The 15,528-nt window shown below is 47.8% G+C and carries 11 protein-coding genes; 3 read left to right on the forward strand and 8 right to left on the reverse strand.

The window, feature by feature from the left end:
- The first annotated feature begins 118 nt into the window (after nucleotides 1-118).
- From MKS89_RS08610 to MKS89_RS08620, 3 genes are all read left to right on the forward strand, one after another.
- Nucleotides 119-1,444 (forward strand): MvaI/BcnI family restriction endonuclease, encoded by a 1,326-nt coding sequence (locus MKS89_RS08610; RefSeq protein WP_072961420.1) that lies wholly within the window; start codon nucleotides 119-121, stop codon nucleotides 1,442-1,444.
- A gap of 84 nt (nucleotides 1,445-1,528) precedes the next feature.
- Nucleotides 1,529-3,205 (forward strand): DNA (cytosine-5-)-methyltransferase, encoded by a 1,677-nt coding sequence (gene dcm / locus MKS89_RS08615; RefSeq protein ID WP_072961423.1) that lies wholly within the window; start codon nucleotides 1,529-1,531, stop codon nucleotides 3,203-3,205.
- Between the two features lie 382 nt (nucleotides 3,206-3,587).
- Nucleotides 3,588-3,773 (forward strand): hypothetical protein, encoded by a 186-nt coding sequence (locus MKS89_RS08620; protein ID WP_072961425.1) that lies wholly within the window; start codon nucleotides 3,588-3,590, stop codon nucleotides 3,771-3,773.
- A 190-nt stretch (nucleotides 3,774-3,963) separates the two neighbouring features.
- Here the strand turns inward: MKS89_RS08620 and MKS89_RS08625 are convergent, their stop codons facing one another.
- The 8 genes from MKS89_RS08625 to MKS89_RS08660 form a co-directional block, all read right to left on the reverse strand.
- Nucleotides 3,964-4,242 carry a hypothetical protein gene (locus tag MKS89_RS08625; RefSeq protein WP_072961428.1) on the reverse strand — a complete coding sequence of 93 codons (279 nt, stop codon included), beginning with the start codon at nucleotides 4,240-4,242 and terminating at the stop codon, nucleotides 3,964-3,966.
- Nucleotides 4,242-5,117 carry an RHS repeat domain-containing protein gene (locus tag MKS89_RS08630; protein ID WP_077316210.1) on the reverse strand — a complete coding sequence of 292 codons (876 nt, stop codon included), beginning with the start codon at nucleotides 5,115-5,117 and terminating at the stop codon, nucleotides 4,242-4,244. The genes MKS89_RS08625 and MKS89_RS08630 overlap by 1 nt, the downstream gene beginning before the upstream one ends.
- 112 nt (nucleotides 5,118-5,229) lie before the next feature.
- Nucleotides 5,230-5,493: a hypothetical protein gene (locus MKS89_RS08635; protein WP_072961431.1), complete on the reverse strand. Its 264-nt coding sequence runs from the start codon at nucleotides 5,491-5,493 to the stop codon at nucleotides 5,230-5,232.
- Entirely contained in the window at nucleotides 5,490-10,298 is a 4,809-nt protein-coding gene (locus MKS89_RS08640) for an RHS repeat-associated core domain-containing protein (protein WP_077316211.1), read from the reverse strand. The genes MKS89_RS08635 and MKS89_RS08640 overlap by 4 nt, the downstream gene beginning before the upstream one ends.
- Nucleotides 10,298-11,047, reverse strand: coding sequence for a DUF4123 domain-containing protein (locus MKS89_RS08645; protein WP_072961433.1), 750 nt, complete (start codon nucleotides 11,045-11,047; stop codon nucleotides 10,298-10,300). Before MKS89_RS08645 ends, MKS89_RS08640 begins: the two co-directional genes overlap by 1 nt.
- Entirely contained in the window at nucleotides 11,035-13,092 is a 2,058-nt protein-coding gene (locus MKS89_RS08650; RefSeq protein WP_072961435.1) for a type VI secretion system Vgr family protein, read from the reverse strand. Before MKS89_RS08650 ends, MKS89_RS08645 begins: the two co-directional genes overlap by 13 nt.
- A 400-nt stretch (nucleotides 13,093-13,492) precedes the next feature.
- On the reverse strand, nucleotides 13,493-13,765 hold the full coding sequence (locus MKS89_RS08655) for a hypothetical protein (RefSeq protein WP_139342896.1): 273 nt from the start codon (nucleotides 13,763-13,765) through the stop codon (nucleotides 13,493-13,495).
- 122 nt (nucleotides 13,766-13,887) lie between these two features.
- Nucleotides 13,888-15,486: a BCCT family transporter gene (locus tag MKS89_RS08660; protein WP_072961440.1), complete on the reverse strand. Its 1,599-nt coding sequence runs from the start codon at nucleotides 15,484-15,486 to the stop codon at nucleotides 13,888-13,890.
- Nucleotides 15,487-15,528 lie beyond the last annotated feature (42 nt).

A 15,528-nucleotide genomic window follows, 5' to 3' on the forward strand; every position in this document is an offset into this window, starting at 1 on the left:
AAATATAAATAACTAGTAGAGGCTTTATTATAAAACGAGTTCTTGTTTGAGTATTAAATAATGTTTTTGAGATGTGTATAGTGTGAAAAATGAGAAATTTCGCTTTATAGAGGTATAGATGGCAACTTTCAGTAGTATTTCAGACCATATGCGCAACCTAGGTGCAACTCGAATTATTTTTAAACCTCTCGCAAACAATGACAACACAAAACAACAGATTTATCTCGGGGCTGATTTCGACGTAATCCGGGTTATTCCATCTGGCGACATATATGCAAGTGGAACCAGTAAAAAAGGTCCAATATTCAAAGCTCCTCTGAATTTTTATTGGATAGATGAAAATGGAAATACTGATCATGCTCCTAACAGCCAGATCATACTCTATCCCAAATACCCTGAAATACGGATGTCTGGTTTTCTGTCGGACACAAACCGAAAGCTTACAATCACACCACGACACTTAATGCAGCCACCGACTAGGGAAGAACGGGAAGCACGCTTGAAGACACATCGTTATCTGATCCTTGGAGTAAACAAAGATACAGTGTGGGCATACTGCACATCTTGGCAGGATACTCTTGCAGAAGAGTTGTGTGTGTTGGTTATTAATGAAAAGGCAACAATAGTAGCTTCTGTTTTTTACGAACAGCCAAAAGTCGGAAAAACCAGTGAAGAGAAACTATTGGAAAAACTGAGACAAGTTTACGAAACAGGCCCCATCGAATCATGTCGACTGAAAGCGGATGGAACAAAAATTCCCTACAAGGCACAGAACGGAGCCGGATATACGCTGGAAGCTCAATTCGGGATAACCCCGAATGGGTGTGCCGACCCAGATTTCATGGATTGGGAACTCAAATCACACTCAGGTTCAGTTGTTACACTCATGACACCGGAGCCTAATACCGGGAGTTATATTGACGGCGGACTGAAAGTATTTCTGGATCAATACGCAACCAATAATCAACCCGAACGCTTGGACTTTGCAAGTCGCCACGAAGTGAATAAAGAAAACAGAAAGACAACACTGACTATGAGAATGGAAGGATACGACCCAAAATCCGGCCAGATAATCGATCCGGAAGGTGGTCTGATGCTAAGAGATCGGGATGGTAATCTTGCTGCCGGATGGAGGTTCGATAAAGTAATAGAACACTGGAAAAGGAAACATTCCAACACTTGTTATATTACCTATAAGGCTTGCAAAGATAACGAGTTTCCAACTTATCATTATGGCCCCGATATAACTTTAGGGCAGGGAACAAGTCTGGAACACTTTTTGAGAGGGTTGCATTCCTGTGCAATCTACTACGACCCGGGAATCAACATGAAGTTTAAAGATGGTAAATGGAAGCCCAAAAAACGAAATCAATTCCGAGTAAAATGGAAAGATCTCTATCGTCTGTACGACTCACTACGCAAATTAGATTTGAGAAACATATAAACTGTATATTCATACAATACAAATCTATTATATGGGAATATTGTGTGATAAAATACGCACCAAAATTCCCAGAGAAAAACAAATATGCTTTACAACGAAATACTAAAAGGTGATCTTGAAGATCAACTGCGTATTGAAAAAAACATCAAAGAAAGCAATAAACTACTTAAACTACTCGTTGAGATATATGATCAGAAAAATCTTGCTTCCAAGTTCAAACTTATGGGTGGAGATATTGCATCAGTAACCAGAGAAAAACTGAACAAATGGAAAGCACATCCTGAACATACCCCGATTATTTTTAACAAACGAGCGATAGAATATATCAGAGAAGCACTGCTACCACTCAAACCGGAGCACTGGGATAACCCAACTTTCAAATTTATCGATCTATTCGCTGGTATTGGCGGAATAAGAAAAGGTTTTGAAGAGATAGGCGGGAAGTGTATTTTCACTAGTGAATGGGACTCAAATGCTCGTCGCACCTATCTCGCAAACCACTACGTGGATGATACTGAGTTGTCTTACTTCCTCGACTCTGAAGAAGAGAACCCAACTAAGAACAAATCGTTCATGGACATCACCAAAATAACAAAAAGTGGGAACAGTCAGGCTACAGCACAAGAAAAGCGAGAAAGTATTCTTTCACATATCCCCGAGCATGATGTTTTGTTAGCAGGTTTTCCATGTCAGCCTTTCTCTCTTGCGGGAGTATCGAAGAAAAACTCTCTCGGCCGTACCCATGGCTTTGAATGTGAAACACAGGGAACTCTGTTCTTCGATGTCGAGCAAGTTCTTTTGGTTCGTCAGCCTAAGTATTTCGTTCTGGAAAATGTAAAAAATTTGAAAAGCCACGACAAAGGCAACACCTTTGCAACTATTATCCGCGCGTTGGATCATGCTGGATACTGGGTTGCAGATATCAGTAACCAGAGCGACGATATCGAAGAAGCCATCGAAATTGTACGCAGACGCAAAAACGAGCCGACAATTATAGATGGAGTTCACTTTACCCCCCAACACCGTGAACGTATTGTACTTGTTGGGATCAGAAAAGATCTTATAGACAACAGACCTGAGCTAGCAAGGCTCAGTCTGAAAGACATTCAAAAACCGGAATTCCGATATACCGTAGCAGATATCCTTTGCCCGTTAACTAATGCTGAACAACGTAAATACACACTCACACCAAATCTGTGGAACTATCTTTATCACTATGCACAAAAACATCAGTCTAAAGGTAATGGCTTTGGGTTTGGTTTAGTCGATCCATCAGATACAAATGCAGTTACTCGCACATTGTCAGCCCGATATTACAAAGATGGTTCAGAAATTCTGATTAATCAGCATGGGATAACCCCAGATTATCTAGAGCGTAATAAAATATTCGCAATTCGTAAGAATCACGAAAGAGAACAGGCCGCGTTAGAATACGCGCAACACTGGCAGAAATCGAATATAGATAGCTCTGAAAAAGAGTTTAAGGACAAAATCAAAGAAGGCGAGAAAGTGTACGATGAAAAATTCGGCCGTTATGCGGAAGAATTTGATTCATTGTACCGAACTCCCCGTCGCCTTACACCTCGTGAATGTGCTCGCTTGATGGGATTCGAAAAGCCAGAACAGTACAGAAACGAAACTGATATAGATTTTCGAATAGTTTGTGCAGATACATCAGCATATAAACAATTCGGAAACTCTGTTGTAGTACCAGTTTTCAGAAGTGTGGCAAATTTGTTACAAAAGTACATTATCCAGTAGAAGAGAATATCAGCTTATGAGACTTTTTACTTAACCCAAGTGTGCTTCATGCTACTCATTGTCGTGAACTGGTAGGTATATTCTCATACTTTTTCCATACTTTCTTTTCCCTAAAAACAGATAACCTACGCTCTGCACTGGCAAAATCCGGTGCCGGGCGTAGGAACCCGCATTTCCCCACAAGGCATAATAAATGTCAGTTTATACTGGTATTTTTCTATGTTACGCTTTAGCTCGCCTGATTATGGTGGGCTGGGCAAGGCAGCTTCGGCTGGCTGCTAACCTTGTGGAGCGGTATTCCTACACCTTGTTCCAGTTCACCACCCGAAACGTAGGAATTTCGTGTGGTGTTCATATCTCAACAACCACAAGGAGTTCTACTATGTACGAAACTATCCCTTACGATCACCAATTCGCCCAAAAAGCCCGCGAATACCTGCGTCAGTTAGAAGAAATATTTGAAGCCGAACAGCGGCACAATAGTCAAGAACTGCGCAATGTGCTGCTGTATCTGAATAATCTGATTACTACCCATTACGTGCGCTATCATGAAGATCCGGATGAGTGAGATTGGTGTGATGATTGATTGGTTGATTTAGTTTTCGAGCCGCGGTTGCGGCTCGATTTGAATTATCTGAAATATAAGGTGTAACTCGTCGGCCACATCCCAGATATCAGTTGATATGAACGAAAACAGCCGGAACTATTTTTAGCCCGGCTGTTTTTTGGAAGGGTTTGAATGTGTCAACTGGGTTAATTTAATTCCCCATATTCCCTTTTATTAATGAGTATGTATTAAAGCAATCTATTGTTTGTTTATCAGTATCAACTTTAATGGTATCGGGAATATCAAAAACCTTTAACAGCTGTTCAAAATCAATTTCATTCTTTAAATGACAAAAATATCCTGTTCGATTATTGCCCCATAAAAACGAATTACAAGATTCGTTACCATGTTCCAGTAAATAGTCAACTATAGGTTGTAAATGATAGTAATCTGGCATTCCATCTGGAGCAGATGTTTCAATTTTGATCATTATTTATTCCTTAACTTTTCTAATTTATTAGAAACATCAGGTGCTTTAGTATCTTTCATGACCTCTAAAGAACCTTTAACAGGCACCAACTTTATTAAATGTTCATCTAGGATAAAGTATTGATCATGTGTCTTATAACGGCCCGGATTAAATTGTGGATTTGCTTTAGTAGGACCAAATGCCGCACCTCCCATAGGAATATCTTCTTTCACTTCAAACATCTGAACATATTTTTTATAGTCAGTTCGTCCATCGCCAGCATATACCTGAACCCCTTGGTTCAGTGCCCTTGAACTAACTAATCCATCTTTGGCCCGACTAACTTCAACTGCACTTGGAGTAGTAAAATAATTACCCGTAATACCACCTTGCTCTTTCCAGGTTATATGAGCTAGCTGAGTTCCTTTCGGTATAGAAATGTCTTCTAATTTATCTACTCCGAAGTAAGGATCAGAACTTTGATAAGCAGCCGACTGTTCAGCGGCAGTCAAAGGATTCCCAGCACAACTCCCCTCACACTGATTCAACCCCAGTGGATCAACCCATCCCGTCGGATTTTTTACATACTGGTAGTTGTTTAAACCACCCGCAAGCCCGATTGGGTCCGGGGTGATAAACCGACCGGAGTCAGGGCTATAGTAACGGTGGCGGTTGTAATGTAAACCCGTTTCTTCATCGTAATACTGCCCCTGAAAACGCAGCGGGCTGACGATTTCGGCCTTGCGCTGGTAAGCCACATTGCCGTAGCTGTGGTAATCCACCGACCAGGCAACACGGCCTTCTGCATCGGTGATTTCCAGCGGGGTGCCGATTTGATCAAGGTGATAAAAGTACGGGGACGTCCGTCGCCGGAAATTATCCCCGACAACCCTAATGGATAAAGAACAAGCTCAATTGAGTGAAATAAAACAACCGGACTATTGAGTGAGCCCAGCTGTTTTTTTTGGGGATGGGGGAATCGGATTAGAGTGTCCCGTTAACTTGGACTCACATTGGTTCTCCCCTCAGATCTCCCGGTGGTTGTAGCAGAAGATGATCTTTTTTACGTTCTCGACAAAGTTTAACGAAAGATAGTGCTAGTTCCATATTTTGATAAAATAGCTGAAATTGGCTTTCATCGATTTCATAATATTCTTCATAATCAACATAGCTATTGCTTACTGGTATTGAGACGAAATACTTTCCGCTCATCTCTTCTACACCAATAGAAAATCTATGTTCCTTATTGATTTTTTTATCTTTAAATATCATAATTTTGGCTTTGGTATATTGAAGTGAAGTGTTGTTACTTTATACCTTTCTGGTTGCAAATTAGTAGCATCAATTACGGCTTCCAAATTTCCATCAGGCAAACGCCCCCCTGGTATCCACTGACTATTAGCTCCCGCTTCATTTCCAGACGGCATTCTTAAATTAAGCTCACGAGGTTTCGGTATATCAACTCTTACTAACTGATTTCCGTCAAGGAATCCATTCGGTAATCCTAAAGCTTTTTCCATAGCACTGGCACTACCTTTCGTTGAATTAAGTAAACTCGTGGCTTCTTGGTTTGTCATAACAAAGGATGTTCCATCTCTTTGACCAATTCCATACTTCTGCAAGTTCGTTTCTGTCATAAATCTACTTGCTCCATTATCAAACTGAGCCAAATGGCTTTCTATATGATCTTTGGATAAATATTTGCTTGGATCTGGTCTACTACCATGAGGAATAGAACGAATTTCATCGATTTTCTCTTGTGTTAAAGGAACAGAACTCCCCGGACAACTCCCCAAACACTGACTCAACCCCAGCGGATCCACCCATCCCGTCGGATTCACCACATACTGGTAGTTGTTTAAACCACCCGCGAGGCCGATTGGGTCCGGGGTGATAAACCGACCGGAGTCAGGGCTATAGTAACGGTGACGGTTGTAATGTAAACCCGTTTCTTCATCGTAATACTGCCCCTGAAAACGCAGCGGGCTGACGATGTCGGCCTTGCGCTGATAAGCCACATTGCCGTAACTGTGGTAATCCACCGACCAGGCAACACGGCCTTCTACATCAGTAATTTCCAACGGGGTGCCGATTTGGTCAAGGTGGTAGAAGTACGGTGTTGCATTCTCCGCCCCTTCACCAGTGACCAGCGCCAGCGGTTTAAAACTGCCGTACTCGTACAGATAGGTCTGATAATGACGCTCACCCGATTCGGCCAACAGCTTGTCGCCCTGCCATAAAAACTCAGTGGTGGTCTGGTGACCGGTTTTGTCAGTGACCGTTTTATGGGTTCTTCTGCCGAAAGCATCATATTGGTATTCAGCAATAGTGCCGTCGGGCTTTTCAACTTTGGTCAGGCGGTGCTGGCCGTCGTATTGATAGCGGGTGACCAGCGACTGGTTAGTGCCGCGCGCTTCCTGTATCAGGTTACCGAATTCATCATACTGATAGTGTCGGTCCCCCTGAAACAGCAGCCGGTTCCCTTCAACATTGCTCTGCCGGCTCTGTATCAGGTTGCCTGCCGGGTCGTGGGCAAAGTTCTCACTCAGGCTGCCGCGCACCTGCGTCAGACGGTCTAACGGGTCATAGTGATATTGTGTCAACCCTCGCAGGTTATCTTCCACCTGCGTTAAGTTCCCCGAGCGGTTGTACTGATAACGGCGGAACAACGTCTGTTGCTGCGCCTGACTGACCCGATGCTCGGTCAGGCGACCAGTTTCATCATACTGAAAATGACTGCTCAGCGCCCCCTGCGTCCGGCGGGTTTCCAGACCACTGACCTGATATTGGTGTTGTGTCAGGCAGTGACCGTTCAGATTGACCTGATGCAGCCGCCCATGTTGGAAGTCATAGTCAAGTTGCTGCCCGTCCGGCAGTAACTGAGCCGTGATGTGGCCCAGCGCATCATAACGATAACCGGTGGTTGCCCAGCCCTGATGCTCGGTGGTCAACCGGCCCAGCACATCATAGGCATACGCCAGTGGCCAACGGCCGTCATCCACACCGGTCAGATTGCCGAGCAAATCATAGCTGTACTGAATTGTCGATTCATCCGGCAGGGTTTTCTCAATCAGCTTGCCCTGTGCGTCATACGCGTAACGGGTCGTCAGCTCGGTGCCTTCACTGCCGATTTCTGTTTTTGCCGTCAGTTGCGTGTGCGCGTCATATTCATAGACAAACTGACGCCCGTCAAAGGTCACTTCCCGCTGGACATGGCCGGTCGGCGTGTAGTCTATCTGATAGCGCTCACCGCGCTCATTGATAATGGCACTGACAAAGTGGAACGGGTTGTCATAACGATACTGCACCGTACTGCCGTCCGGGTTGGTCTTCTGCGTCACCAGATGCAGCGGGAACTCATAATCGTAGGTAGTGGCTCTGCCCTGCTCATCGGTGAACTTGGTGACCTTGTTATAGGCGTTGTATTCATAAAAGCGGGTCTGCCCGCCCGGCAATACCTGTTTGGTCAACCGCCCGCCGCGGTCGTAGGAGAGCTCTGTCACGCCCTGACTGTCATGACGCAGCCGCAACCGCCCCAGAATATCGTAGCGGTAACGAATCACTTCCCCCTGCGGGGTGGTCTCATCGACCAGATGACCGTTGCGATTCCAGGTCAGTTGGTGAATGCCACCGTCCGGATAGGTGATTTTCTCAATCAGGCCGTGGTCGTTGTAATCGTAAGTGGTGGTATGACCGAGCGGGTCAGTCTGCTCGGTGATATGACCCCAGCGGTCATGCCGGTAACGCCACACGGCTTTGTCCTGCTGCACCTCAGTCAGCAGGCCGTTCCGGTATGAAAAATGAGTTGTCAGTCCGTTCGGCGCAATTTTAGCCACCAACTCACCGGCATAGTTGTACACCGATTCGGTGACATTACCGAGCGCATCAGTCTCTTTAGTCAGCCGCCCTTTGTCATCATAGGCCTTGAGGTATTCCCCGCCGCTGCCGTCCACTTCTTTAATCAGCCGCGCGTTTTCATCATGCTGGTAAACTTGCTGCGAGCCGTCGCTGTTGGTCAGCGTCACCGTCCCGGCCTCTTCATCCCAATCATAGCGGGTATCGACCTGCGTCAGGTTACTGTACTGGCGCACCGCCCGAACATCCTTCCCTTCGCCCTGCCATTCCCAGCGGAACACCGCCCCACCGGCCAGCTCGCGTGACTGAATCACATGTTGGGCATCGTAGGTGTATCGCTCGGTCTCCCCACTGGCATTGGTGGCGGAAATGAGCTGCGACTGCGCGTTATAGCCATAACTGACCTGCGTCTGAACAAACTGCCATTCGTCCTGCTCAGCCAGATAAGCGTACAAATCGACTTGGGTAATCAGGTCATCCGTATACACCAACTCAAATCTAAGGTTGGTCTCCGTTGAAATCCGGACCGGACGGTGCTGACGGTCGTAAGTGATACTCAGTGAGTGGTCATATTGGTCTTTTATAGACGTCAGTAAGCCCGAGTCACCACGCATTTTAAAGGTATAAAACCGCTCACCGCTGGCAATAATCATCTGCTGTTTATCACTGCCCAGAAATGCCGCTGATTTCGCCATCCGGTTGGTAATCGCCGGCAATTGCTCTGTCGGTCTGGGGAAACGGGTCAGTTTCCCTTCGCCGTCCCGCCAGATAATCTCATCCCCCACAACCGTCAGTTGGTGTGACAGGGAATGCGACCAGCCATAACCGAGCCCGACATGGGTTTCAACCGCAGCGGTCCGGTACAGCCGTTGCCATTCAAACGGCAACAGACCAATCAGGTGGCCGTCGGTCAGCGACAATAACTCTTCACCGGTTGCCATCGATATCGGGTCGTTGTCACACACCGTGTCTTTACTGTCTTGGATCGGCTTTCCGGATTCATTGGTCGGCGCATGGCTGTCGTCCGGCAGTGTGTCTTTATCATGGTGCAGGGTACTGGTGCGGCGGTTATCCGCGACAAATTCAAGTTTGCCGTTGCGGTAAACGCCCTGCCCGCCTTTGTTAATTGCCAGACGTTTAAAAGTATCGCTGGCCGAGTTAATTAGCTTTTTGGCAAAGGTAAATAGCTCTTTGACAACGTCTACCAGCGAATTAATCGCTTCAAAAATCTTGCGGCCAGCTGTTTTCATCGCCCGCAGCACAGCATAGGCCATGCCGGTTGCCGGAGTGGCAATAAAAGAGATAATCAACCCACCAAGCAGCCCCAGTAACACATCCACAATCACCTGACCGCCAAAATTGGCGATCTGATTGAGCATCGTGGTTATCGGCACCATCGAGATGTAAGTCATGATGCCGCGCACAAACAGATACATGGCCGCTTCATCCGAGGCGAACAGCAAGGCCTTTTCCATCATCCCCGGTGCACTGCTGGCCGTCTCTTTTATCGTATTGATAATATCCGCGACACCTTCACCCAGATCTTTCAGTGTTTTGACCGGGTCTTTGAGCATCTCATAAAGCTCTTCAATGCCGCTCCAGAGCGCTTTCAAACCACGCCAGATCCCATCGGCAAAATTCGCAATCACGCTTAAGACCGACTGCGCGGCCGAGCTGTTAAAATAACTGTCCCACTGCGGCTGATACCCTTGCCATTTTTGATTCAGCCAACCCGACAGGCCATCACTCAACGTATCATAATGGGAAAACAGCGAGTCCATCTCTGCCGGGGTCGGCTGATGGTCGATAAAGACCTCGTAGTATTTGCCCGGAGTCAGGCCAGCGACAGTGGCTTTACCCTGCGCATCAAGCATCACTTCCCGCGTATCGCTGCCGTCTTCGGCTTTGACAATCGCCTGAATATTCCCGAGCGGCACATGATAAATCGACTGGAACACACTTTCGATTTCCAGCTTGCCACTGAGCGGACATTGCACGGTGGTTTTGTAGTTATCATCATCTTTGCCGACCGTGGTACTCTCGCCACTGACTTTAAGCTGTTTATCCATCGCAAAAAGAGAAGGGCGATCCATCGCTTCTGTGGCTTTATCTGCGAGTTCGAAATACCACTTCTTGGTCATTTGCCGATAGTCAGTCAACAAATCAGGAAAGCTGTTCAACTGCTGATTGATATAATTATAAAATTCTTGTTGTTCGCTCATCAAAGCATCCCTAGCCGTTGTTGCTCTTGTTCGATTAATTCAATGAAAGCCGCCAGATAACCGTCTTCTTCCCCCTGATAACGCGCCACAAACCGTTCGGTTTTCTGACGTAACACCGGCTCAGGATAGGCGTCATACAAGGCCTGTTGATATTCACTCAACCCCTGAAGCAGATTGTTGACCAGTACACTCGGGTCTTCGCTCAACCCCGCCAGCACTGCCTCCGGTACCGTCCACCACGGGAAAGCGCGTTCCTGAAAATTGGTTTGGCTTATCGGCGCGGGGTTATCAACTCGAGTGAGTGCTTCTTGTGCAGTGACACGCAGCCAGCATTGAGTCGGGCCCATCAGGGCGATGCGCTGCTCATCATCACACAGGCTCGCCACATCCAGCGCGAAACGCGGGTCATAGAAGCGGAAGAACACATGCTCACCGGCGGGCAACCAGACATGGGTCAGGCTGCGAAAATGGGCCTGCACCGTGGCGAAATCGGCCTCAGCGCCGACCAGAATCCCCCAGTCAGCACAGGATTCATCGGTAATCCAGTCAAGAAACGGATGATCCGCAGAAATCTGTGCGATGTTCGGCATCACTTCACGCCACTCGGCATACGGCGTGCTCAGCCAGATGCCCTGCGCATCACTGCCGCCGTTGAGATAAAACCAACGCTGTGGCTGGCCGTCACTGGTTTCATTGAGGATCACGTACCAGTTTAAATCTGCGGTCAGTTGCTGGTTTAAATCGCACATACCCCGTCCTTACATTTTTCACACTCTTCACAGAATGGCGCGGCCGATTTCATGGTAGCAATCTGCGCGGGGGTCAAAATCGGTGCCGGATTGTCCGGTTTGGTGGTAATTTCTTCGGGCAACAACGCGGCTTTGCCGCCATAAGCGACCGCACTGCCGGCGCTGCCGCCGGCGTTGAGGTTAATCGCAGCACCGGACATGTTCACGCTTCCGCTATCGATGCTGATAAAGCTGCCACCGGCCGATAAGGTCAGCCCCGAGCCAGCTTCGGCTACAATCTTCGCCCCGCTTTTGAGAGTAATTGCGCTGCCGGTTTCGACCGCGGTCAGGCTGCCGATTTGCTGCTGTAAATCACCACCGATGTCATGGCTCTGATCTTGGGTGATTTTGATCCGTTGCTCACCGTCTACAGTCAGATGGTCGTTCATCTTGATGTGTTCATAACGATCGTTTTCGACGGTTAAATGGCTGTCGTGACGGATCAGTGTGGTCGCATCATTTTCAATCAGGGCTTCGGTGTCTTTCTGCGCATGGAGGTAGACTTGTTCGCTTTCGGCCTGATCTTCAAAACTCAGCTCGTTAAAACCCTCCCCTTGGTGGGTTTCGGTCCGCAGCACAGTTTTGGTTTTGTTCGCCGGTAAAGGGTAAGGCGGTACATGGCTGGCATTGAATGCGCGTCCGGTGATGAGCGGTTGATCCGGATCGCCTTCCAGAAAATCAACAATCACTTCGTGACCGATGCGCGGCACGGCCACCATGCCGTACTGACTGCCCGCCCACTGCTGTGACACCCGCACCCAGCATGAGCTGAATTCATCGCCGTTGCTTTCGCGGTCCCACGGGAAATGCAGCTTGACGCGGCCATGCTCGTCACAGTAGATCTCTTCTCCGGCCGGGCCGACTACCGTGGCGATCATCGTGCCATCGACCCGCGGCTTATGCACAACCGGTGACAGCCATAAGTTATCACCGGGAATGGCGGTAAACTGATTGGCATACGTGGTGGCACCACTGCCACCGGATTCTTCCAGCGCCTGAGGCTGACTGCCTTGATGCGCGACCTGTACCAGCAACCAATTCTGATTCATCGCCGTATCGAGGTGGTCGCTGAGGTCAAACCGCACCCCGGCCTGAAGCATCGCCTGATTACTTTTGCCGCTGGCAGTATGTGCTTCACGTCGCAGCGCATCGAGGCGGATTTGGCTGAACGCCTTGCCGCTGGCATCGTCTTTGTAACGTCCCGGCGCGTCATAATATTCATAATTCGGCAACTGATAGTCTAAATCACTGGCTTCAACCGACTGTTTAAAACTGTAGGTCGGCTTTTTAAAGCTGTAATCCTGCATCCACACCGAGCTGACTTCAGACTGCTTGCGCGCAGTCATCGCCGACACATACGGGGTCTCAGACACGCCGCCGGACAGCACGTTATAGGGCACCGTGCCACCAAGCCGGGTAAAGCCTTCTGCATTGTCGGTCACCACCAGCGTGTGTTTGTCTGCTTCGTGAGCAAAGTAGTACATCAGCCCTTCTTCAGCGGCGAGTCGGTGGAAGAACTCTAAATCGGTTTCTCGGTATTGCACGCAGAATTCACGTGGAGGACATTCGCGCTTGGTGGAAAAGGCATAGTCGGTGATGTTCATTTCCTGCAACAGCACCGAGAGAATTTGCGGGACACTTTTCTGTTGGAAAATCCGGCTGTTGTGGCGCAGTGAAAGCCGTTCTAACGACGGCACCAACGTCAGGGAATAAAAAGTGTGGTGATGACCGGTATCGCCACGGCTAAAATTGCGGATGATGCCATGCACTTTCTGCACCACCTGTCCGTTGCGGAAAACTTCAAGCAATGCCGTGGTATCGACCAACTGCTCAAAGGTCAAATCACTGTTGCGACTGGCGAGCTCGATATGATAGCGATAACCATAAACCGGATGCCCGCTGGCACCCACCGATGCTGAAACTGATTCAAATCCCTGATAGTCACGAACGACCAATGATGCATCATTGACCCCATTGATCGTGAGCCTGAAACCTAACGTTGCCATGAAGAAAACCTTTGATGTTTGATTTGAGAATGTCGATGTTTTGTTCTAGTTTGCGTCGCAACTGCCGATTCATACACAAACAAACCGGCCAAGCACGCGATGATGATTTATTCAACAGTTTGCTATTGTATTCAATTTAATTTGCTGAGTTCAGCCTTTATCAGTTCACTTTCATTACCAGATGCATTTTATTGAATGCATCTCTCATTTTTAATGTGTGCAGCGTTAATCACTGAGTGGACGGATAATCAGGAAATAAATCATTAGGGGCTGTTGACCTTTCGTGGTTGAATTTTGTTCAATCTGAACGGGTATTGATCGCGGCGCGGGGCATGCCGCTTAGGATACGAATAAAAGCAAAAAGGCCTCTGACGAGGCCTTGAATAGATGCAGCGGATAACTAGCGAGAAACGTAATACTGGCGACTCCAACAAATAATATTTTCGACATCCGGCAAGAGAATGCCATCATCTTCAATACGATCGATGGTTTCCCAGAAAGCGCACAACGCACGATCATCGGCCTGATTTAACCAAACCTTGATCTGTCCTTTAAGTTCATCACTATTCGTGTTCTCTTGATTGGCTGTATTTGGGTGACTGGCCGTAATTCCGAATTTCCCTATCATAACAGTGAAATCCTCCATATCGACCAATTCGGCATACATCATCATGTCCTCCTTGATATCGAATCATTCAGGGCTCAGCGCCTGAACCCTGCTGTTCTGACCTCGTTAAAACGCGTGTTTCCCGATTACCGTGTCAATTGATATTCGCGAGTGTCAATATATGTGTTTCAATATAAATGTTTCTCTGTCGCCAACCCTCGGTACAGACTCCAACACATCAAAATCAGCACCAGTGTAAATGGTAGCCCGGTGGTTATCGCGCCGGCTTGCAGGGCTGTCAGTGCTTGATCACCACCGCCCAACAACAAGGCAATCGCAATCACCCCTTCCAGCGATGCCCATAGCACTCGCTGTGCCGTCGGGACATCGGTTTTACCACCGGCAGTAATGCTATCGATCACCAACGACCCGGAGTCCGAAGATGTGACGAAAAACAGCAGTACCAACAGAATACCCAGTGCAGAGAGTAAAAATGTCATCGGCAAGTGATCAAACATCTGGAACATGGCTTTAGAAACATCACTGATCCCATTTGCAAGATCGCCCACACCATGCGTCACTTGCTCAAGGGCGGTTCCCCCCATAACGCTCATCCATAAAACCGTAACCAGCGTCGGGATCAGTAATACCGCTGTGATGAATTCGCGCACGGTGCGTCCTTTGGAAACCTGTGCGATAAACATGCCGACAAACGGAGACCAAGAAACCCACCATGCCCAGTAGAACACGGTCCAGCCATGGAACCATTCGGTGTCTTGCCGCCCAACCCAGTTAGACAATGGAATGAAGTTTTCGGCATAACCTTTGGCAATGGTGCCGACCGTCTGGAAAATCGACAGTGTCGGACCGACAATAATCACCAGAGCAATCAAACCACCGGCCATCAGCATATTGATATTACTCAGGATTTTTACCCCACCGTCCAGTCCGCGAGAGACGGAAATAATCGCGATCAGGGTGACGACGACAATAAACGCAATCTGAGTGCTGAGGCCATTACTAATCCCAAAGAGGTGACTGAGACCTCCGGCAGCTTGCTGCGCACCGAAACCTAAAGAGGTTGCCAGACCAAAGATAGTCGCCAGCACAGCAAGAATATCAATGATGTTACCAAGTGTGCCCCAGCAACGTTTGCCGAAAATAGGATAAAAGACGGAGCGAATCGTCAGCGGTAATCCTTTGTTATAAGCAAAAAATGCCAGTGCCAGACCAACCACTGCATAGATAGCCCACGGATGTAGTCCCCAGTGGTACATGGTTGCACTAAGCGCCAATACCCGACCATCTTCAGTGCGCGGAGCAGCACCCAATGGCGTACCGTACCAATCCGTATAGTAAGCAACGGGTTCGGCAACACTCCAGAACATCAAACCGATACCCATTCCGGCAGCAAATAGCATACTGAACCAAGATAGGGTTGAAAATTCCGGGGTGGCATCAACACCACCGAGACGGATTTTGCCGACGGGTAGGACCAACAATACCAAACAAAAGAGCACAAACAGGTTACAACCCGCCATAAATAACCAGTCAAAATGACTAATTGACCAGCCACGTGCTTGTGTCAGTACCGTTTTTGTCCCTTCGGGGAAAATCAGAGTGAGAATAATAAATAACAGTATCAAACCCACGCTGACACCAAATACGGGATTGTGAATGTCCAACCCCCAAATCTTAACGTTATCCTGCCCGGCACAATAATCAGTGTCATACTGAATCCGTGATACGGGTTTACGACGTTTTGGAGAACCTAATGTCGTTTTCATGCGATCCCTCATCAATACTGTCTGTCACGAGATGTGCAGACA

Source organism: Vibrio gazogenes, assembly GCF_023920225.1.
Classification (GTDB): Bacteria; Pseudomonadota; Gammaproteobacteria; order Enterobacterales; family Vibrionaceae; genus Vibrio; species Vibrio gazogenes.